This window comes from Helicobacter pylori, from assembly GCF_017594925.1.
Classification (GTDB): Bacteria; Campylobacterota; Campylobacteria; order Campylobacterales; family Helicobacteraceae; genus Helicobacter; species Helicobacter pylori_DP.
On record NZ_JAALNT010000020.1, the window covers coordinates 1 to 21,095 of the forward strand.

Here is a 21,095-nt window from a genome sequence, read left to right on the forward strand (position 1 = left end):
GCTCAAGGGGGCTTAAATTTTTAACTTCTTGGGCGGTTTCGTTTAAATTTTCGCTTGTTTTTAATAAATCCTCTTGACTATTTAGCGGTTTTGTTGTATTATTCTCTGTAGCACCACTATAGGAACTCAACCTATGGCGTACCTTCGCATTAGCGTCGAGTGAGGTGCTTGAAAATTCTTTATAAACATCATTATTCTTATAATCTCCGTTACTCTTGAACATTGTTTTTAAAGCTGATTCATTTTTCTTATTGATCGCTTGCTCTACCACTACCGCATAGCCGTTGATTTGTTTAAACGCTGTTATAGCTTCTTTATCGTATTTGTCTAAAGTCCTAAGAATTGCATCAGCGTTATTAACGATATATCTATAATTCGCTATGTCTTCGTTCGTAACAGGGATTTCACCATTTTTAACATTAACAGAATTAACGCCATGCCTTTTGAGTATGTGAGCGATAGCATCATGATCTAAACTCGCTCTTATGTTTTGCTTGAAGTTAGCATCTTTTAAAAGTTCTAATTCTTTGTTAGAGGCTTTTTCTATAATCATTTTCTTGTTGTTTCTGTGCATAAATTCAACGATTTCAGGGTTTAAATTATTCACTCCAAAAGTGATTGCATCTCTCCCGCTTGTAGGGATTTCTGCGTTATTTAATAGCTCTTTGATTTGCTCGTTAGTGAGTTTTTGATTAGAAAAATCAAACGCTTTTTCTTTTACTTCCTTATTGATTTCTTCGCTCGCGCTTTTAACGCCATTATTAAGCTCTTCAATGATTTTAAGCGTGTTGTTGCTAAAGTGTGATTTTTGCGCGCTGAGTTCTAAATTCTTACTAAAATCGCTTATTGAGTGGCTTCGTTCAAGCGCTCGTTTAATGTGATACTTTAAGGCGGCTCCTGCGGTGGCTTCATTTAAAGCTTTGGGTAATTTCACGCCTAAAATGCGATCGGGCGCGTTTCTGTATAGCGTTCCTAAAGTGAATTTAGTCCACTGGTATTTTAACGCTCCGCTTAGAGTGGTCGCTAATCCTTGGCTTAAGTTTTTCGTAATAGCGGGTTTTAGGCTTTCGGCGATCTTAGCGTCGTTTTTAAAAAGCTTATGAAAACCGCTCGCTATTGTTTGGAGTTGTTAAATTTAGGGGTTTGTTAAGAGAATATTTAGGCGAGACAAACAGAGCGTTAAGGTATTTGATAGAAGGTTATAGCAAGCAATGTTTTTTAGCTAAAGTTTTTGGTAGGAAGCTACTTAGCCATGAAAAATGCAATATCTTTAACCTATCGCTTCAAATCAATTGTTCAAAAAACATGCCACCTAGCATAAAAAACAAAAATCCTTGAATCAAGCCCAAGCTTGAGAATTATCGGCTTGAAGTGTTCTTTTTCTTACAATTTTTATCAATGTCAAAATCGCATGCTTTTTGCATGTATTCTTCAGCCTTTTGCTTATCTTTTTCCACGCCTAACCCATACCGATAAGACTCTGATAACCCTTCATAAGCTCTAGAAGAACTCATATCAGCCGCCATTTTATAATAGACAATCGCCTTATCTTTGTCTGGCTCAATACCCAACTGATCGTTCCCACTATAATAAATATCCCCTAAAAGGATATAAGCTTCTACATTACCCTTATGCATCGCTTTTCTAAAGCACTCTGTCGCTTTCACATAGTTGCTTGGAACGCCCCTACCCTCCATATACATGATGCCTAAGTTGATATAAGCGTTAGTATAGCCTTTCTCTGTAGCTATTCTAAAATACTCCACGGCCTTTTTTTCATCTTTAGGAACGCCCCTACCCTCTTTATACATCACGCCTAAATTGTTATACCCTCTAGGTATATCGTTATCAACCGCTTTTTGAAAATATTCAGCCGCTTTCTTGTAATCTTTAGGCACGCCCCTACCATTTTCATACATGATCCCTAAAAGAACATAAGCAAGCGGCTCGCCATTTTTAATAGCGCTCTTATAAAAAGAAGCCGCCCGCTCGTATTCCTTATTATTATAGGCTTCCTCCCCTTTATAAATATAATTCCTTTTTTGCTCAAGGTGTTCTGCACCAAGAGCACTAAATAAACATAAACTTACCAAACAAATCTTCAAGGCTAATTTGCTTGCGTATCCCATTGTTACTCCTCTGCTTTAATAAGATCAAACATAATGTCAATGGCTACCAATCTTAAAAAAGAAATTGCATGCGTTCTAGAACCAGTAAACATTCTCAAACTCCATTCTGCATACACCATTTTACATCTAATATCGTCTCTTGTAATGAGAAATTTTACACTATTTTTATGATTTTTAAAACTAAATTTAAGATTTTCTCGCTAAAAAAGTCCCCCTCCCAAAAAAAATAAGGCTAAATAGAATTAAAATTCTTTCCTTGGATCCGTTGCCCCATAGAAAACGCTCCCCTTAGTTTTAGGTAAAACTTGGATCGCATTCACATCGCCCATAACCGGCTTGGTAACGATTTGATAGCCCATTTTAGTGAGGTTGTCTTTCACATCAGCGGGCATGCCAAACTTTTCAATCCTTAATTCATCAGGCAACCATTGCATGTGAAATCTTGGGGCTGAAACCGCTTCAGAAATATTCATATTATAATCAATGACATTGGAAATCACTTGCAACACCGTAGTGATAATCCTAGACCCTCCAGGGCTTCCCACCACCAAAAAAACCTTATTGTTTTTCAACACAATCGTAGGCGACATGGAGCTTAAAGGGCGCTTATTGGCTTCAATCGCATTCGCATCGCCCCCTACTAAACCATAGAGATTAGGATTCCCAGGCTTTATGGAAAAATCATCCATTTCATTGTTCAATAAAAATCCTGCCCCATCAATACTAGCAGCACTCCCATAAGAGGCGTTAATGGTGTAAGTAACGCTAACCGCATTCCCCCACCTGTCCGCTACAGAATAATGCGTGGTGTTGCTCCCCTCATGCAACTGCCCCATTCCTGGCTTGATTTGAGAGCTTGGCGTGACCGTATCTGGCTGGATAGCGTCAAAAATCTTTTTGGCATACGCCTTATTAATCAATTTATCCACCGGCACCGAAACAAAATCAGCGTCTCCCATATAAACCGATCGGTCCGCATAAGCTTGGCGCATCGCTTCTGCAGCGATATGGATATTCTTAGAAGCCCCATACCCAAGGGTGCTTAAATCCGCATTTTCCATGACATTTAAAATCTGGATCAAATGCGTGCCTCCTGAACTTGGTGGCGACATAGAAATGATCTTATACCCACGATAACTCCCTATTACGGGTTTGCGCCATTTCACATTGTAACTGGCTAAATCTTCTTTAGTGATAATCCCCCCATTTTTTTTCATGTCTTTCTCAATAAGATCAGCGACTTGCCCTTGATAAAAGCCTTTAGCGCCTAGCGTTTTGATTTGATTCAAAGTCTTGGCTAGATCTTTTTGGACAAACAAATCCCCTTCTTGATAATCAAGGTGTCCTTTTTTAAAAAAATACTTTTTGCTAGAACTGTATTTTAAAAACCGCTCCCTTGCTTCTTTTAGGGTTTCTGCTTGTCTTTGTGAAATCGCATAACCATTTTCAGCCAATTTAATGGCAGGATCAATGAGTTGCGATAGTTTTTTGGTGCCGTATTTTTTCAGCATCGCTTCCATGCCCGCCACCGTTCCAGGAACCCCAGCCGCCAAATAGCCATCTTCACTGAGTTTAGGGACCACATTGCCTTGCTTGTCTAAAAACATGTTTTTAGTGGCTTTTAAGGGGGCTTTTTCTCTAAAATCTAAGGCAACATTTTCACCATTAGCCAAATGGATAACCGCAAAACCCCCTCCGCCAATATTGCCTGCTGCCGGATGGACAACCGCTAAAGCAAAACCAATCGCTACGGCTGCATCAATCGCATTGCCTCCCTCTTCTAAAACCTTTTGCCCAATTTCAGTGGCTAGCGGGTGGCTAGAAAGGGCTAACCCCACTTTAGTGTTTTTAATGGGTGGGTAACTCGCCGCGCTCAAAGGGTTTAACAACCCCAAAGAGAGCACTATCACGCCCAAGCCAATCGTTTTTAAAAAACTCCGTCTCATCTGTTTTCCTTTCAATCAGTTACGCTTAAAATTTCTTTGTTATTATAACACAAGCTTTACAAAACACCCTCTCGCTTACTGCTTATATAATACTATTAACCATTATCGTTGAGTGTTGGTTATAAAAAAGGCTCAAAAATGAGTTTTTAAAATAAACAGAGTTTAAAAAATAAGTTAAATAAGGTCTATTTGATAAAAACGCTAGGAAACTTATTGTTTAATCCCCAACAGAGTGTCTATCATCCGATCAATAGCCGTAATGACCTTAGCGTTAGCGGCATAACCGCTTTGAAACTTGATCAAATTCACCATTTCTTCATCCACGCTCACTTGCGAAATAGAGAGTTGCTCTTTTTTAATGGTCTCTAACATGCTTTGTTTGGTGTCCAAAATACGCCCGGATTTTTCAGCGTCCGTGTTGATTTTACCGGTTAAAAATTGATAAAACTCGCTGATTTTCATTGGTTTAATATCAAACTTGTCGTTATAAAAATCCACGCTATCGTATTGCAATTGCTGCATCATGTTCGCCACATCAAAATTCCCATTAATAGGGGCAAGCCATGGGCGGATAGCGGTAGGCTCTTTTTTGTATTCCTTATTCAAGCTGATATTAGAAGCGTCATCGCCTTGAAAAAAAGGGTTGAGTTTTAACGCTCCCATAAAATTCGTGCCATCATCTTTCATGGAGACAAACAACCCTTGCGAAGCGTTTTTAGGCTGGATAACAAACTTTTTAGTCTCATTGTTGAAACTCGCTGTGAAATAATCGTCAAAATCGTTTTCGGTGTTGTTGTCTTGATTGTCATCGGTGTTAGCGTTAATGGCTTGGATAATATCGTTCATGGTTGTAATGGGCGTGATAGCAATGGTTTTTCTGGCGATTTCTTTACCATCGGTGTTGTAAGCGATTAAATCAAACGAGCCGTTTTTGATATTGTAATTAGTGTCTTTAAAGGCTTCATCGCTATTAAACTCCACAGGCTCGCCTTCAATATGATGGCTCGCGCTTTGAGCGTAAATCGCATTCGTGGATTCTATCAAGCCCCTAGCAAAAGAATCCAACAAATCAATATAATCTTGCAATTTGCCCTTTAAAGTCCCGTTAGATCCGTCATTATACACATTCAATAACGCCCCCACTTTCCCTTGATTGAGCTTGTCGGTAATATTAGTGAGCTTAAAATCATCGCTTTGAAAATAAACCTGGTTCAACCCCCCTTTATTTTCGGATTCTTTAACCACTAAGGGATGGAAAATAGAGCCATCAATGATATTGAACCCATGCCCGATATTAAGGTTATAGCTCTCATCAAAATCCGCTGAATCTTTATCTGTGAGCGAATGGGTTTTAATACTGCTTTTAAAAACATTCCCCCCTAAAAGCTCTCGCAAATGAAACTCTAATTCATCTCGCTTATCCCTTAACTCATTCGCATGCTTTAAACTCTTGTTGTTTTCCACTTCTTTGATGCGTTTGTTAATCTCAGCGATTTGAGAACCCAAGCTATTGACTTCTTTAATGACGCTTTTTAATTCTTCGCTCGCTTTATGCTGTAAGGTCGTTAATCTTTCTCTGGTGTCTTTAATGTTGTGCGTTAAAGCTTCTGTTTTTTGAGCGAGAGCCTGTTTTTGAGCGGAGTCTTTGGCGTTTTTAGACAATTCCTTCCATGAGTTAAAATAATCTTGCAAATCCGTAAAAAGGCTCGCTTCATCAATGTCCGGAAAATACGCACTCGCTTCTTTTAAATGCGAAAACTCTGTATCGTAATAAGTGTTTTCGTAATTAGCCTTCGTGTAACGAGCAAAAATAAACTCATCATGCACCCTTTCAATGGCTTCCACATCCACGCCCATATTCACGTTTTTAGTACCATACATATAGGCCGCTTGGGGCTTTGCAATCACGCGCTGACGGCTATAAAATTCATCGCTGGCGTTAGAAATATTATTCCCGGTAACATCCACCATGCTCTGATGGGCTTGCAAGCCGGTGTAAGAAGTGTTGAGTGAAGATAAGATTCCGCCCATTTTACGCCTGCACTCTTAAAAAATGACTCCCCACATGCCTAGAGCCTTTATAATCGCAAGTGTCATGGGGAATGATTTGTTGGATGAGCGAAGAATAAAACTCAGAAACCGCAAACGCCATGCGCGAATAGATCAAGTTTTTTTCTTTCAAAACAAGCAAGGATTCTCGCATTTGGTTTAAAAAATCGCTCGTTTTTTCGTCTAATAATTCACTCATTTCTTTATTGGGGAATTGGTTTTTTAAAGACAACATTTGTGCATCTATATTCGCTTTTTCTTTCTCAAAAGCTTGAATCACTAGCTGTTTTTGATGGTTTCTTTCAAAAATTTCGGTGTGTTTAGCGAGCTTGATGTCTCTTATATCGTACTCGGTTAAATCAATCAATTCTTTCAATTGGTTTAGCGCGTTTTCTAAATGGGAATGTAAAACGACCATAACAAATCCTTTAGCTCTTGTTTCAGCCGTATTCAAGCAAATACTATGCCATTTTTAGTTTTATTATAAAATTCAATTTCTTAAGGGGATAGGGGGTGTTTTGAAATCATTCTCCCTTTAAATCGCCCTTAACATTTGATTAGCGATAGCGGCAATCACATTCACGCTCATCGCATTCCCCGCTTGGGATAACAAATGGCTTTCTTTAAAGTTAGGGTTGTTTTTAATCTTAGCGATCAAATCTCTAGGAAACCCTTGTAAAAGCAGGCTTTCAATAGCGTTTAATCTTTTGATTTTGCCTTTTTGGGTATAAAACAAACCATGCCGAGAAGTCCTTAAAGTAGGAAAAACATTAAAATACAACCTTAAATCAGATTGTCTTGTGTCTAAAACGGCGTTTTCTAAAGTTAAAATATTCTCTAAAAAAACCCGGTTATGGTTGTATGGATTACGCAAGTATCTTTGAAATGCAGCGTTACTCACATCCAAATAGCATTCATTATCAGCGTCTAAAAAATCCTTAAAACAATAATCATTGGCTAAACCTAAAGGGAAATTAAATGGGCGTTTCAAGTCCTTCCTAAACCCTACGATATAAAGGCGCTCTCTCTTTTGGGCTAATTGGAAATCAGCGCTGTTTAACATTTGATAATGAGTTGTATAGCCCGCTTCTTGCAAGGCTTTGATAATGGTTTTAAAAGTTTCTTGTTGCTTATGATGGATCAAACCCTTAACATTTTCAAGCAAGAAACATTTGGGCTGTTTAACTTTTAAGATACGAATAAGCCCATAAATAATAGTCCCTCTTTCATCTTCAAGCCCCTTTCTTTTGCCATTGATAGAAAAAGCTTGACAAGGAAACCCACTAACCAAAACATCAAAATCGGGTAAATCATTAGGGTTGATCCGCATCAAATCCCCAAAATTATGGGTATCCTTAAAAAATAGTTCATAAGTCCTAAGGGCTTCATGATTGATTTCTGCATGCCCTACGCATTTTAAATGGCACCGCTCCAAGCCCAAACGGCCTCCACCAATGCCAGAGCAAAAATCCATAAAAGTTAAAATCCCCAATCAATCATTCCTAACACACGACTAAAAACACACCCTATTTAAAAGAGCGACAAACGCATTTTAAAACATAAAGAAACTAAAATTTAATGAAAACAAAACAACAGCGAGAATAACCCCCCTAGAAATGAAGCCCTTAAACCCCCTAGCTTATCCCCAATAAATCCTGTGCCATTTTGTGAGAAGTCTCATGCAAATTGATCTTATACTGGTTATTTTCAATCGCTTGCTTGATTTCAGCCACCCTATCAAGAGCGGCTTCATTGTTTTCAACTTTTTCATTCTTTTCCACACGCTTGTAATTCCCCAAAGATTGCACTGGAGTGAGCGAAGAGACGGCGTTAATCATCTTAAAATCCTTTAATCTAAATATCCAATTCATTTGATTACAGCAAGTATCGGCAAAAAAGAAAAAAAGTTAATGGATTTTTGAAATCTGTTTTTGCAATTCCTTACCAAATTTCTTGGTGGTAGTAATGGGTTTTTTTCCGGTTTCTGCCACAGAGCCAAAAGATTGCGATTGCAAGTTTTTAAACATAAAAAATATCAAAAAAATTAAAATATAACAAAATAAAAAAAAGCAAATGGTAGGGAATAGCCAATTCTTGAGGTTAGAACTATTCATGACCTTGCCTTTTTAAACATGCCTATACCTCACTACCCATGCGAACATGAGCAACCACAGCCCCCACCTTTCTTTCTGCCATGACCCCCATGACCGCCGCAGCAACCTGTCGCACTGTCATGGTGTGAAGCTAGAATCTCTTCTTCGCTCACTTCCCTAAAACCTAAAACCTTGAAACGGAACGCTAAAGTTTTCCCGGCTAACGGGTGGTTATAATCCACCATCACATGCGTGTTGCTAAAATCTTTGATAGTGGCTTGAATGGTTTGATTGTCTTCAGTTTGCCCAAAAACGCTCATGCCTTTTTCTAATTCAATGCCTTCAAATTGATCCCTAGGGACTTCTTGCAAATAACCGCTTTCATAAACCCCATAAGCCTCCTCTGGGGCGATAACAACCTCTTCCCACTCGCCAATTTGAGCCTTTAATACCGCCTTTTCTAACCCTACTATGATTTGATTAGCGCCTATGATAAACTCTAAAGGCTCTTTAGAAATATTACTATCTAGCACATCGCTAGAGCCTTGCTCCCTCACTTCATATTCAATCAAAGCGGCTTGTTTGACTGATTCTAAATCATGGTTTTGCATGGTGGTGTTTCTCCTTGTTTTCTAAGGTTTTTTGTGCCATTTTAGCTTGTTCGCTTGAAGGATACAAGTGTTGCAAAGTGTTTAAAAATTTATAATAGTTTTGATCGTCTTTGATTTTTTTAAACGACCATGCCGTATGCCACAAAAGCACAGGCATGTAAGACGCTTTTTGATTTAAAAGAGCGCTCTCTTTGTAATATTTGATCGCTTCTCTATATTTCTTTTCTCCATAAGCCACTTCTCCAAGCGCATAACGCACATAAGAGAGTCTGTAACTATTGGCTTCTAACCACAACAAACGCTCTTTGGCTTCTGCATAGGATTTGTTTCTAAAAAAAGACAGAGCTTCTTGAAAGATCTCTTTTTGCTTGGACAAATCTTTATCAAACTCAATTTTTGCCTTTTCTTGGGTTTTTTTCTCTTGGCTTTTGGGTGCGTCGGCTTTTGAAGGGGGGGTCTCATTGGATCGAGTGCTTGATTTGAGCGGCTTTTCAGCTTTTTCCTCTTGTTCTTTGAGGGCTTTTTGGATTAAGGCGATTTGTGAAACCAAATCCTGGCTTAACTTGGTCAATAATTCACTCATCTCTTTGTTTTGCTTGTCTAACTGCTGGATAGCTTGTTGGTTAGCGTGAATCTCATTCCTCAAATCCTCTAAAGTTTGCGATTGCTGCTTGAGCGTGTTAGCTTGCACTTCTTGAGAGGCTTTTAAGGCTCGCAAGGATTCTTCTTGGGAAAGGATAGCGTTATTGAGATCTTTAATCTTATTAGCCTGTCCTTCATAAACGCTCCTTAGACCCTCTTGAGCTTGAGTGTTTGCTTCCACTTGCGAATGGATTTTGGTTAAAATATTGGAAAAATTCTTGCTATTGACTTGCAACTGCTTGAGTTCTTTTTTGGTCGCTCCGCTTTGCAAATCAAACGCTGAAGGCTCCCCATTGAGAAAAAAGGGAGTGATAAAAGGGATAAAAAAAAGCCTTTTCATCCTAAAATTACTTCACTAATTTGACATCCACTCTTCTGTTTTCTCTGTAACATTCTCTAGTTTTTTGGACGCATTTGGGTTTGGTTTCGCCAAAACTGATGGTTTTGATCATATCTTTTTCTACCCCTTTAATGACTAAAGCGTTTTTCACGCTCAAAGTCCTTTTAACGCCAAGCGCTTGGTTGTATTCGCTAGAGCCAAATTCATCGGTATTGCCTTCCAAAAGCACTTGCATGTGGTTTTCTTTAGCTTTTTGCACGATCTCATCTAAAGTCTCTTGATCGGATTCTTTGATCTCATACTTGTCAAAATCAAAATAAATAGAAGCGATGATAGTCCCGCTTTCGACAGCCGGCTTTTCTTCAACCACTGGAGCTGGCTCTTGTTTAGGCTCTTCTTTCTCTGGAGCTGGTTCTGTAGTAACAGGCGCAGTCTGAACCGTTTTAGCGCTCACATCGCCAGCCACAGTCTTATTATCCATTTTATGACTACAGCCAGCTACCAATAAAAAAGCTACCAAGAAACTAAATACAGAAGATCTCTTCATTATAAATTCTCCAAAAATAAAATTTCAATGAATGTAAATATTAACTCACATTCGCTTAATTTAACCTTACCAATCAAAGGCTTGTATTTTCACATTCTTTAAAGGGAATAAAAAACTCTGATTATAGTCTAGCAAAATAAGCCCCATGGCGTATTCTTGAGGCGTCTTTTTGATATACATGATATTTCTCCCATCCATAGAAAACCTAGGCATCTGGTTAGAGCCATTCACGGTAAGCCTGCGGATATACTTGCTGTTTAGAGTAATCAGATTCAAATTAAACACCGTTTTGCCAAATTCATTAAGGTTTTCTCGACTCACATACACGATACTATCTTTATAAGCGTCAATGGATTCATTGCTTCTTCCTTCATAAAGGAGTTGCTCCGCGCTCTCTTTTAACCCCAATTTCTTCATATAGATGTTAGGATAACCGGATCTATCTGAAACAAAAGCCATAGACTTGTCATCTTCTAAAAACACGCCTGAAACATCTATCCCCGGATAGCGCGTTATTTTGGTTTTAGTTTTTTTATGCGTGTCATACAAATAAACATCCGGTTGGCCATCAGGGGCTAAAGACATTAAAATTTTAGAGCCATCAGAACTCACGCTAGAAACCACAGCCATTCCTTGAGAGCTAGCGATATTCTCATGAGTGGCTTTTTGAATGTTGTATTTTAAAATCATGGGCGTTCTTTCGCCATACTGCGTGTAATAAAACTCCGTTTGCTCAGCGTTCGCCCATTTAGGGAAAATATTGAGCCTATTGTTTTTGATGATTTCTTTTTGATAACGCATCGTATAATCCGCTAGTGCGATGTTTGTGATTCCTGGTCCAATATATTTAGAAAAAACAATCAGGCGCTTCATCCAAGCGATAGAAGGGGCTTTTAAATAATCGTTCACCACAATGGCCATGTTGTGCGCTGCAAAAGGGTATAGATCTAAACTTACAATAGGGTAGTCAAAAGTCTTTTTGAGCGTTCCTGTATCCACATCATAAAGTTTTAATCGTGAAATTTTATTGCCGTTTTCTACCGCCACGCTCACAAGCGCTACAAGATGGACTTTTTTATCCTTGAGTTCTGCGTAATTGATAGCGCCTTGTTCTTTGTTTTGAGAAACATCAAAATGCTGGCTAGTCTTTAAATCGTTCGCTAAGACTTCATGCATTTTTAAAGCGTAATTGGCATCGTTATCTATAGAGTAGCGCACTTCAATCTTAGGAAGTTTTTGAATGGTTTTAATAATATCTAGCGTTTTATCTGTTGCAAAAAGCCCTATAGCGTATATTAAAAAAAGCCATAAATACCTCATTGTTCTTCCTTAGTCGTAAAATTAACTTTAATAGAAATCATGTTTCCTCCAGGATATGGAGGGAAATCCACTTTCTTTAAATCATCTAGAAGGGTCATCACGCTCTTGTTATAATCCTTAAAATCAGAGTAGCTAAGAATGGTATAATCAAACTCTCCATCTTTAGTGATCATAATCAGCACGCTCACTGAAGCCTTGTGATAAAAAACGCCCCTCCAGCCTCTATATAAAATTTGATAGATTTGAGCATACCATTCTTGATAGGCTTTTTCATCAACCCCATCTTGTTTAGGGATTTGCAAATCTAAAGTTTTGTTTTTAACACTTTCTAGTTTTTGCGCGAATTGATCCAAATTCTGTTGCAAACCTTTCAACATCTCTTGATTTTTTTGGTTTTGCTTTAAGCGTTGCTGCTCTTTTAAACGCCTTTGCTCTTCTTCTTGCTCATTTTTTTGCTCATCTTTTTGAGCGTTTGTGTCTGTCTTTTCTTGAAAATCATTGAGTGAAGAAAAAATATCTTCAAGGCTTTCTTCTTGCTCTTTAGGATCAATAAAATCGCCATCCTTATCAGTTGCATTTTTTTCAACTACTTTTTCATCTTTTTTTTCTTCTGCTTTTTCAGCGATTTTTTCATCTTTTTTTTCATCGCTTGGCAAATCTTCTAAATTCAAATCAATGACTTGTTCGTTTTTTTTGCCCAAATCCAAAAGGATTTTCTCCGCTTCTTTATTGTGTCTTTCTAGCAACAAACCATATAATAACAAAGCATAGAGCAAGAACGCCAAAAAGCCAGAAACAACAAAGATCGCACTCTTACTCATGCAAATTAGCCCTACTTTTTAAGGACTTGTGATTAAAGAAACTTTTAAAAACCCCACTTCTTTAATCGTTTTTAGCAAATAAATCACTTTGTCATAAGTCAATCGCTTGTCCGCGCGGATACTAACCCTAGTATCTTTATCGTATTTCTTAGAAAGCAAGTTGAAAGTATCCGGGAAAGAGTTGTATTCATAGGTTTGACTATCTATATAGATTTTTGCGTCTTTATCCATGCGGATCTCTATCATTTTATCTTGAGTAGCTCTAGCAGTTTTTGAACCAGAAGGCAAAGCAATCTCTTCTTTATAAGTGAGAGTGGGCGTCGTTACCATAAGAATAGCCAATAAAACAAGCATCACATCCACTAAGGGCGTGATATTGAGTTCTGGTTTGTCCTCATCCCAATAGTTATCGTAATTCATAAAAACCTTCTAACTCCCTATTTAAGATATTTATAAAATCCCCTTAAAAGCTTTATTTTTTAGAAGACAAAATATCCACTTGCATCTGCACATAAACCGATAAATCATACACCTTGCGTTTTAAAATCAAGTAAAAAGAATAGGCTGGAATGGCTGCTAAAATACCTGCAGCGGTGGCGATAAGAGCCTTAGAAATAATGGGCGCGATCACCCCAAAAGAAGCCTGACCTAACGCACCCAAATTGTTAAACGCTTCTAAAATTTCAACCACCGTTCCAAACAAACCAATAAAGGGGGCTGTAGAAGAGATGATGCTCAACACCACTAAACCCGTCGTGCTTTGCTTAAGAACCTGGTGTTTCCAAGCCTGCAACAATTCATTAGAATACCTTTTGGTCTCATCATTTCTTTTTTTATTAAACATGAAATGCTCTGGAGCGTCTTGCGCCCCATTAAGAATGTTAGACAAAGATTGCATCTCGCGCTTGAGTTCAATCTTTAACACAATGCTTTTATACAAAAAGACCCATAAAGTCATCACCAAATAGAGCGAAATCCAAACTAAAACAAGCGTGGTAACAAACCCGCTCTTATTGAAAAAATAAATGATTGAATCGAACATGATTATCCCCTTAAAGAGACTCAATCTTAGCCAGCACGCTAGAGACCGCTAACCTGTCAGAGCTTGCGTCCTCTAAAAGCTTTTTAGCCCTAGAGATAGCATCGTCTCTGTCATCTGGTCCTTTTTTAATAAAGACCGCTCCATCGGCTAAAATATCCACCCGTTCATTAGTAACTTCCGCATAACCCCAATTGATAGCAATGTGTTCTTTTTGGTTTTCGGTTTCAATCTCAATCACTCCCGCTTGAAGCAAAGTAATCATGTTGCTATGCCCATAAAGCACCCCAAATTCCCCTTCAACTCCTGGCAACACAACGCTTTTAACCTCTCCCGTATAAACTTCCCCCTCAGGAACTACCACACTAATTTTCAACAAAGCCATCACAAAACCCTTAGGAATTTTTCATGTTTTTAGCTTTTTCTAAAACCTCTTGAATGCTACCCACCATGTAAAACGCGTTTTCAGGAATATGATCGTATTTGCCCTCTAAAATCCCTCCAAAGCCCTCTAAAGTCTCTTGAAGGGTTACATACTTACCGGGACTTCCCGTAAACACTTCAGCCACAAAAAACGGCTGGGATAAAAACTTCTCAATTTTTCTAGCCCTTTCAACCGTTTTTTTATCCTCTTCGCTCAATTCGTCTAAGCCCAAAATCGCAATAATGTCTTGCAAATCCTTGTATTTTTGCAAAACTTGCTGGATACCGGTGGCGATTTCATAGTGCTTCTCGCCGATCATTTGAGGGCTTAAAATCCTTGAAGTGGAATCTAAAGGATCCACCGCCGGATAAATCCCTTTTTCAGCGATCTTTCTATTCAACACCGTAGTCGCATCTAAGTGCGCAAACACCGAAGCAGGGGCTGGGTCAGTCAAGTCATCTGCTGGCACATACACCGCTTGAACGGAAGTGATAGAACCATTTTTAGTGGAAGCGATGCGCTCTTGAAGTTTCCCCATTTCCCAGGCTAGCGTGGGCTGATACCCCACCGCTGAAGGGATACGGCCTAATAGCGCGCTCATTTCCGCACCGCTTTGAGCGTATCTAAAGATGTTATCAATGAACATCAACACATCTAAGCCCTTTTCATCACGAAAATACTCCGCCATCGTCAAGCCGGTGAATGCGATACGATTCCTAGCGCCTGGTGGCTCATTCATTTGCCCATAGCACAGCGCGACTTTGTCTAAAACGCCCCCTTCTTTCATCTCAAAATACAGATCGTTCCCTTCTCTGGTGCGCTCCCCCACACCTGCAAACACCGAATACCCGTTATGCTTATAAGCCACATTGTGGATAAGCTCCATAATGATCACCGTTTTCCCTACGCCAGCCCCGCCAAACAAGCCTACTTTACCGCCCTTAGAATAAGGCGCGAGCAAGTCAATGACTTTAATACCGGTTTCAAACATTTCTGTTTTAGTGCTTTGCTGCTCAAAACTAGGGGCTTTTCTGTGAATGGGCCAAGTTAAGGACGGATTAAGCGGCTCTAAATTGTCAATGCTCTCGCCCACAACATTAAAAATACGCCCTAACACTTCTTCGCCCACAGGCACTTCAATCATTTTGCCACGAGCCTTCACCACTTGGTTACGCACTAAGCCTTCTGTCATATCCATAGCAATCGCTCGCACCCGATTGCCGCCCAAATGGGCTGCCACCTCTAAAACTAAAGATTTTTGAGTGCCGTTGACTTCAAAATTAATGTCTAACGCTTCAAAAATCGCCGGCAGATAGGATTCAAATTCCACATCTACCACAGGGCCTAAAACCTGAATGATTTTACCTTCCATCGCTTTCATCGCTCCTTATTTTAATGTAATTTTTATTTTAGGGCTTCTACACCAGCATTGATTTCTACTAGCTCGGTCGTAATCGCCTCTTGTCTGGCTTTATTATAAGAAATGGTTAAAGTCTTAACCAAGTCTTTAGCGTTATTCGTCGCTGTATCCATAGCCTGCATTCTAGCGCTATGCTCTGCGGCCAAAGAATCAATCAAAGCGTAGTATAAACTATACTCCACATATTTTTCTGCTAAAGAGTCTAAAATTTCATCTTCACTCCCGCTTGGCTCACTGGTAATGGTCTCTTGCGTCTCACTAGGCTGGGGGTTTTGGTGGATGATTTTATACCCAATAGGCAAAATTGTTTTGACTCTTATTTCTTGAGTGATCATGTTTTTAAAGCCATTATGAATGATGATCACCTTATCGGTTTTCCCACTCAAATAATCCTCTACCACTTTTTTCATGAATTCCTGCGCGCGTTCATAATTAGGCATAGAACTCAAATTATTGATCTTGTCTAAAACCTCTATCCCATTAAAACTAAAATACTCATTACCCTTTTTACCAATACCTCGCAAACGCACCTTAATGTCTTTAGCTTTGTATTCATTCGTGCATGCTAAAACCTTTTTAATGGTATTGGTGTTAAAGCCCCCACAAAGCCCCTTATCGGCTGTGATAAAAATAATATCCACTTTTTTGATTTCAAGTCTTTCTAGTTCCCTAAAATACTTGCTTTGAATGTCTTCAATCCCTTGATTTTTCATCTTGGATAGCACATCATCAAACACAGCGTCTAGTTTCATTGCATACGCTCTGGAATTTCTTGCAACTTCTTCAGCTTTTCTTAGCTTGGAAGTGGAAACGAGTTTCATCGCATGCGTGATTTTTTGCGTGTTTTTAACGCTTCCAATTTTCTTTCTAATGTCTCTTAAATTCGCCATATTCTAGCTGTCTCCTACTCGCTATAAGTGAGCTTAAATTCCTCTAAGACTTTTCTTAGCATGGCTTCCAAATCCTTATCTAGCACTTTTTTAGTGTGGATTTCTTCTAAAACTTGAGGGTATTTTGCTTCCAAGAAAGGGTGCAGTTGCTCTTCAAAATCCACGACTTTTTTCACGCTCACGCTGTCTAAAAAGCCTTTAGCCCCAGCATAAATAATGACCACTTGCTTTTCAATGGGCAAGGGCGAATAAGGGGCTTGTTTCAGCACTTCCACCATGCGTTGCCCCCTTTCTAATTGCTTTTTACTCGCTTCATCTAAATCAGAAGCGAATTGCGTGAAGGCTTGCAACTCTCTGTATTGCGCTAAATCCAGGCGCAAAGTCCCTGAAACCTGCTTGGTCGCTTTGATTTGAGCGGCCCCTCCAACCCTTGAAACCGATAAGCCCACATTGATAGCCGGGCGAATCCCTGAATAAAACAAATCCGTTTCTAAGAAAATTTGCCCGTCTGTAATAGAAATGATATTCGTAGGGATATAAGCTGAAACATCGCCCGCTTGAGTTTCCACAATAGGGAGTGCGGTCAAAGAGCCGGCACCCTTTTCATCGCAAAGTTTAGCCGCTCTTTCTAAAAGCCGTGAGTGGATATAAAACACATCTCCAGGAAAAGCCTCCCTACCTGGGGGTCTTCTCAAAATCAAAGAAATCTCTCTGTAAGCGACAGCATGCTTACTCAAATCATCATAAACGATTAAGGCATGGCGGGCATGATCTCTAAAGTATTCCCCCATAGCCACACCTGAATAAGGGGCTAAATATTGCATCGCAGCTGAATCGGAAGCCGAAGCGTTGATCACGACGCTGTATTCCATCGCCCCATATTCTTCTAATTTGCGGACCACTTGCGCAACAGTGGATTCTTTTTGCCCAATAGCCACATAGATACAGATCACATTTTGCCCTTTTTGGTTAATGATCGCATCGATCGCTACGGTGGTTTTACCGGTTTGTTTATCCCCAATGATCAATTCCCTTTGCCCGCGCCCAATAGGCACCAACGCATCAATGGCTTTAATGCCAGTTTGTAAAGGCTCATGCACCGATTTTCTGTCCATAATGCCCGGGGCTTTTTGCTCGATGAGACTGAACTCATTCGTTTCTATCTCACCCTTGCCATCAATAGGCTCACCCAAAGCGTTCAGCACACGCCCTACAACCGCATCGCCAACAGGAACTTTCATCAAACTCTTCGTGCGTTTAACGCTAGTCCCCTCTTTAATATTGTTGCCAAAACCAAACACAATCACGCCAACGCTATATTCTTCTAAGTTAGCCGCAACGCCTTTATCCCCTGTTTCAAACTCCAACACTTCATACGACATCACACCATTTAAGCCATAAACCTTAGCCACACCATCCGCATACGAAACGACTTTTCCTACTTCAGCCATATCGCAATCAAGTTCAAAATTCTTGATTTTTTCTTCAATAACCGAGCTGATTTCTTCCAATTTTAGTTGGGACATTATCTTTATCTCCTTAGATTGATTAAATAGATTGAATAACCTGTTTTTCTATTTTCTTTAAAATCTCTTCTTTAGAAAAGCCTATTTCTAAATCCAGGCTTGAAACGCTCAAAGAAACCCCTTTTTTAGACCAAGTGTCTTGAGCGATTTCTACAGGGGCGTTAAAACGAGCTTGCAATTTTTGTTGCACTTCTTCTAACTCATTATTTCCAAGCTTTTCTGGGACTAAAAGTGTGGCTTCTAAAGTCCTTTTAGAATCAAAAGACAGCTCTTCAGCGACTAATTCCAACATGTCAAGCCTGTTATTTTTTAACACCACTTCCATTACAGGCTTTAAAACTGAACATGCTTTTGTGGAGGTTATTTTTTCTAAGATTTCAAATACAACCTCTTTTTTAACTTTTAAAGAAACATGGGTTAACACCTGGTTGAGTTTATGCAATTTTATGGCTTCTGCTAAATTTTTAAGCCCCACAACGATTTCTTCCAATAATGCTAGATCGCTTTTAGTGTGGTTTTTCAACGCCTTAGCATAATGCTTAGAGATCACTTTTAAATCTTGCATTTAAAGCCTTTGTTTCAAAATATTCACGCAATCTTGCGCATTGAAAGAGACTTTTTTGCTCTCTCTTAGATCTTTAAAAACGCTTTCAACCAGCTCTCTTTTGATCTTTTTAACTTCTAAATCCATCAACGCCTTAGAATTTTTGATCAAATTTTCCACATCTATTTTGGTTTGCAATTCGTATTTTTGCGTGATCGTGTAAGCTTCTTTATTCGCATCAGAAATAATTAATTCAGCTTTTTCTTTGGCTTGCTCTAATTCTTTTAAGAGTTTTTTCTTATTTTCTTTACTCACTTTAAGTTGGGCTTGAATCTCTTCTAATCGTTTGGAGATTTCAAGGCTTTTGGAGCGTAAAAATGAACGCAGTTTTTTAGCCAGAAAATACCACAAAATCCCCACAAATAAGAGAAAATTTAAAGAACGCTCTATAATATCTGTTTGTGAAATATCCAATCCAGTAGCGTACAAAGGGCTTAAAAGGATCAAAAACCCTAACACCATTTTAACTACAAACATCCATCAACTCCCTAAACCCATAGCCACACGCTTGTTTAATTCGTCTTCAAATACCGGCATTTGCGCTTGCAACTGCTCTTTTAAGACTTGCTTTTCATTTTGTAATTGCTTGGCGAACGCTTCAAACTCTTGATTGAGTTCGTTCTCTTTTTGCTTGATCACAGCGTCATAGGACTCTGTGGCTTTTTGAATCGCTTCTGCTATTATTTCTCTGCGTTTTTCAGCGGCTTCCTTAAGAAGAGTCTCAATTTGATGACCAATCTCCACACTTTGGGCATTATCCGTTTTGATTTTAGCCAAGCTATCCTTTATCTCTGCCTGTCTGTTATCCATAAAAGCCAACAAAGGCCTATACACCCAAACATTCATCGCCCACAACAATAACACAAACACTACAAAAACGACCGCCATTAAATAGGGGTTAACCGATATATTCATAACCTATTTCTTTCCTAAAATCCTACAAAATATTTGAAACTCGCATTTGTTATAAAAACATTAACTCTATCTTAACAAAAAATCGCTTAAAATTTGAGAATATTCAAGCGTTAAGACATCATTTTTTTCATAAAAGCCTCTAAAAGAGAATTTTCATAACATCGTAAAATGATTTTATTCCCTTTCAAAGCCGCTTTAAGCTTGTAATGATCCCACAAACTTTGATTCAAGCGTTCTAATTCATCTTCAGCGATGAGCGTTTGGGTTTGCTTGAAACCATGTTTTTTATTTTCAAAATTTGCGTTTATTTTAAAATCACGCACTAAATCTTCTGTCTGGCGCACGCTGAGTTTCTGCCCTATAATGGAATGTAAGATCAATTCTTGTTTTTCTCCATCTAAACCCACCAAAACTTTTGCATGCCCTGAAGTGATTTTTTCTTCTAAAAGAGCGTTTTGAACCTTAGAAGAGAGCGTCAATAAACGCATGATATTAGCCACATGGGCTCTGGATTTTTTAACGATTTTAGACAGCTCTTCTTGAGTCATTTGATAGCTTTCAAGCAATTCTTTATACGATCTAGCCAACTCTAGGGGATTCAAATCTTCTCTCTGGATATTTTCAATCAACGCCACTTCACGCATTTTTTCTTGCTCAATATCCACAACAATCGCCTTAATCGTAGGCATTTTAGCTAATTTGCTCGCTCTTAAGCGCCTTTCACCGGCGATCAAATGATAACGCCCGTTCTCACTCACCACTAAAACCGGCTGCAACAAACCATGTTCTTTAATGGATTGCGCTAATTCTTCTAAGGACTCTTCGCTAAAGATTTTTCTGGGTTGGTAAGGATTGGGCATCACCTCATCAATACCAAGCTCCACAACCCGATTCGCTCTTTCATATAGCCCTTGCTCATACACTTCATTAATTTCAGGGAAAATGTCTGCCAAACCCCTACCCAACACTTTATTTTTTGCCATCACTACCCCTGAAGAATGCTTTGAGCTAATTTTTGATAAGCGATACTGCCATTAGATTTAATATCGTAGAGTAAAATGGGCTTACCAAAACTAGGCGATTCCGCTAGTTTCACGCTTTTAGGGATCATAATATACTCTCCTGTAGCTGAATCTCTAAAAAACTCTGAGTCAAAATACTTGAACAATTCCGCTAAAACCCCTTTTGTCAAATTGAGTTGAGGGACATGCATTGTGGGTAAAAAACCTCTGATTTTGAGCTTAGGGTTCGTGCTTTTTTGCAACATTCTAATGGTGTTAAGCAATAATTTAGTGCCTTCAAGGGCAAAAAATTCGCATTGGATAGGAATGATCACCGAATGAGCTGCTGAAAGCGAATTGATCGTGAGAGGCCCTAGAGCTGGCGGGGAATCAATAATGATATAATCATAAAGTCCCACCACGCTCTCTAAGGCGTTTTTGAGCATGAGCTCGCCTCGTTTGTTCTCATCTTGGCTATCATAAAAGGTTTTTTCAAACCCGGCCAAACCCAAATTAGAAGGCACTAAATCCAAAAAAGGCATTTGGGTTTTTAAGATCACTTGAGAAATTTGCTTACGGCCAATCAGCACATGATAAATATCATAATCAATTTTATCGCGCCTAAAACCCAAGCTTGAAGTGGCGTTGGCTTGAGGGTCAAAATCAATCAACAAGATTTTTTTTTCATGCACCGCCAAAGAAGCCGCTAAATTGACCGCTGTTGTCGTTTTGCCCACACCTCCTTTTTGATTAGCCACTGCAATGATTTCATTCATCA

The 21,095-nt window shown here is 39.0% G+C and carries 25 protein-coding genes; 1 reads left to right on the plus strand and 24 read right to left on the minus strand.

What is annotated here, in order from left to right; genetic code table 11:
• The coding region (locus tag G6069_RS08140; protein ID WP_197293794.1) for a DUF3519 domain-containing protein at positions 1 to 934 on the minus strand (934 nt) is incomplete at its 3' end.
• Here G6069_RS08140 and G6069_RS06755 point away from each other — a divergent pair.
• Positions 903 to 1,103 (plus strand): hypothetical protein, encoded by a 201-nt coding sequence (locus tag G6069_RS06755; RefSeq protein ID WP_197293795.1) that lies wholly within the window; start codon positions 903 to 905, stop codon positions 1,101 to 1,103. The two genes, G6069_RS08140 and G6069_RS06755, sit on opposite strands and share 32 nt — an antisense overlap.
• 255 nt (positions 1,104 to 1,358) lie before the next feature.
• Here the strand turns inward: G6069_RS06755 and G6069_RS06760 are convergent, their stop codons facing one another.
• The 23 genes from G6069_RS06760 to soj all read right to left on the minus strand — a co-directional run bounded on the left by G6069_RS06760 (position 1,359) and on the right by soj (position 21,093).
• Positions 1,359 to 2,129 carry an HP1117 family Sel1-like repeat protein gene (locus G6069_RS06760; RefSeq protein ID WP_121055954.1) on the minus strand — a complete coding sequence of 257 codons (771 nt, stop codon included), beginning with the start codon at positions 2,127 to 2,129 and terminating at the stop codon, positions 1,359 to 1,361.
• A gap of 242 nt (positions 2,130 to 2,371) precedes the next feature.
• A complete protein-coding gene (ggt, locus tag G6069_RS06765; RefSeq protein WP_197293796.1) occupies positions 2,372 to 4,075 on the minus strand; it encodes a gamma-glutamyltransferase in 1,704 nt (567 codons plus the stop codon).
• 210 nt (positions 4,076 to 4,285) lie between these two features.
• Positions 4,286 to 6,106: a flagellar hook-associated protein FlgK gene (gene flgK / locus G6069_RS06770; protein ID WP_197293797.1), complete on the minus strand. Its 1,821-nt coding sequence runs from the start codon at positions 6,104 to 6,106 to the stop codon at positions 4,286 to 4,288.
• Position 6,107: 1 nt separating this feature from the next.
• Complete coding sequence (locus G6069_RS06775; protein ID WP_197293798.1) at positions 6,108 to 6,542, minus strand: hypothetical protein; 435 nt, start codon at positions 6,540 to 6,542, stop codon at positions 6,108 to 6,110.
• 117 nt (positions 6,543 to 6,659) lie between these two features.
• Positions 6,660 to 7,598 carry a DNA cytosine methyltransferase gene (locus G6069_RS06780; RefSeq protein ID WP_079359850.1) on the minus strand — a complete coding sequence of 313 codons (939 nt, stop codon included), beginning with the start codon at positions 7,596 to 7,598 and terminating at the stop codon, positions 6,660 to 6,662.
• A 160-nt stretch (positions 7,599 to 7,758) separates the two neighbouring features.
• Positions 7,759 to 7,962: a flagellar biosynthesis anti-sigma factor FlgM gene (locus G6069_RS06785; protein WP_000606313.1), complete on the minus strand. Its 204-nt coding sequence runs from the start codon at positions 7,960 to 7,962 to the stop codon at positions 7,759 to 7,761.
• A gap of 69 nt (positions 7,963 to 8,031) precedes the next feature.
• Positions 8,032 to 8,238 carry a hypothetical protein gene (locus G6069_RS06790; RefSeq protein WP_001088951.1) on the minus strand — a complete coding sequence of 69 codons (207 nt, stop codon included), beginning with the start codon at positions 8,236 to 8,238 and terminating at the stop codon, positions 8,032 to 8,034.
• 32 nt (positions 8,239 to 8,270) lie between these two features.
• Positions 8,271 to 8,828 carry an FKBP-type peptidyl-prolyl cis-trans isomerase gene (locus G6069_RS06795; protein ID WP_001179343.1) on the minus strand — a complete coding sequence of 186 codons (558 nt, stop codon included), beginning with the start codon at positions 8,826 to 8,828 and terminating at the stop codon, positions 8,271 to 8,273.
• Positions 8,815 to 9,810 carry a tol-pal system YbgF family protein gene (locus tag G6069_RS06800; RefSeq protein ID WP_197293799.1) on the minus strand — a complete coding sequence of 332 codons (996 nt, stop codon included), beginning with the start codon at positions 9,808 to 9,810 and terminating at the stop codon, positions 8,815 to 8,817. The genes G6069_RS06795 and G6069_RS06800 overlap by 14 nt, the downstream gene beginning before the upstream one ends.
• 7 nt (positions 9,811 to 9,817) lie before the next feature.
• A complete protein-coding gene (locus G6069_RS06805) occupies positions 9,818 to 10,357 on the minus strand; it encodes an outer membrane protein Omp18 (RefSeq protein WP_000831160.1) in 540 nt (179 codons plus the stop codon).
• 66 nt (positions 10,358 to 10,423) lie between these two features.
• Positions 10,424 to 11,677 (minus strand): Tol-Pal system protein TolB, encoded by a 1,254-nt coding sequence (gene tolB, locus G6069_RS06810; RefSeq protein WP_197293800.1) that lies wholly within the window; start codon positions 11,675 to 11,677, stop codon positions 10,424 to 10,426.
• Positions 11,674 to 12,498 (minus strand): energy transducer TonB, encoded by an 825-nt coding sequence (locus tag G6069_RS06815; protein WP_197293801.1) that lies wholly within the window; start codon positions 12,496 to 12,498, stop codon positions 11,674 to 11,676. The genes tolB and G6069_RS06815 overlap by 4 nt, the downstream gene beginning before the upstream one ends.
• An 18-nt stretch (positions 12,499 to 12,516) precedes the next feature.
• A complete protein-coding gene (locus G6069_RS06820; RefSeq protein WP_154489334.1) occupies positions 12,517 to 12,918 on the minus strand; it encodes an ExbD/TolR family protein in 402 nt (133 codons plus the stop codon).
• Positions 12,919 to 12,970: 52 nt separating this feature from the next.
• The gene (locus G6069_RS06825) at positions 12,971 to 13,540 is read right to left on the minus strand and encodes a MotA/TolQ/ExbB proton channel family protein (protein ID WP_079369301.1); all 570 of its coding nucleotides are present in this window, start codon (positions 13,538 to 13,540) and stop codon (positions 12,971 to 12,973) included.
• A 10-nt stretch (positions 13,541 to 13,550) separates the two neighbouring features.
• On the minus strand, positions 13,551 to 13,922 hold the full coding sequence (atpC, locus tag G6069_RS06830; protein WP_181346506.1) for an ATP synthase F1 subunit epsilon: 372 nt from the start codon (positions 13,920 to 13,922) through the stop codon (positions 13,551 to 13,553).
• A 10-nt stretch (positions 13,923 to 13,932) separates the two neighbouring features.
• Positions 13,933 to 15,333, minus strand: coding sequence for a F0F1 ATP synthase subunit beta (gene atpD / locus G6069_RS06835; RefSeq protein ID WP_197293810.1), 1,401 nt, complete (start codon positions 15,331 to 15,333; stop codon positions 13,933 to 13,935).
• A 32-nt stretch (positions 15,334 to 15,365) separates the two neighbouring features.
• Positions 15,366 to 16,271 carry an ATP synthase F1 subunit gamma gene (atpG, locus tag G6069_RS06840; protein ID WP_079369303.1) on the minus strand — a complete coding sequence of 302 codons (906 nt, stop codon included), beginning with the start codon at positions 16,269 to 16,271 and terminating at the stop codon, positions 15,366 to 15,368.
• A gap of 14 nt (positions 16,272 to 16,285) precedes the next feature.
• On the minus strand, positions 16,286 to 17,797 hold the full coding sequence (gene atpA / locus G6069_RS06845; protein WP_197293802.1) for a F0F1 ATP synthase subunit alpha: 1,512 nt from the start codon (positions 17,795 to 17,797) through the stop codon (positions 16,286 to 16,288).
• A gap of 22 nt (positions 17,798 to 17,819) precedes the next feature.
• A complete protein-coding gene (locus G6069_RS06850; RefSeq protein WP_197293803.1) occupies positions 17,820 to 18,362 on the minus strand; it encodes a F0F1 ATP synthase subunit delta in 543 nt (180 codons plus the stop codon).
• Positions 18,363 to 18,878 (minus strand): F0F1 ATP synthase subunit B, encoded by a 516-nt coding sequence (locus G6069_RS06855; protein WP_197293804.1) that lies wholly within the window; start codon positions 18,876 to 18,878, stop codon positions 18,363 to 18,365. It abuts the gene before it with no gap.
• A gap of 3 nt (positions 18,879 to 18,881) precedes the next feature.
• Entirely contained in the window at positions 18,882 to 19,316 is a 435-nt protein-coding gene (locus G6069_RS06860) for a FoF1 ATP synthase subunit B' (protein ID WP_001027595.1), read from the minus strand.
• A 110-nt stretch (positions 19,317 to 19,426) separates the two neighbouring features.
• Positions 19,427 to 20,299: a ParB/RepB/Spo0J family partition protein gene (locus G6069_RS06865; RefSeq protein ID WP_197293805.1), complete on the minus strand. Its 873-nt coding sequence runs from the start codon at positions 20,297 to 20,299 to the stop codon at positions 19,427 to 19,429.
• Between the two features lie 2 nt (positions 20,300 to 20,301).
• Complete coding sequence (gene soj / locus G6069_RS06870; protein ID WP_001874698.1) at positions 20,302 to 21,093, minus strand: chromosome partitioning ATPase Soj; 792 nt, start codon at positions 21,091 to 21,093, stop codon at positions 20,302 to 20,304.
• Positions 21,094 to 21,095 lie beyond the last annotated feature (2 nt).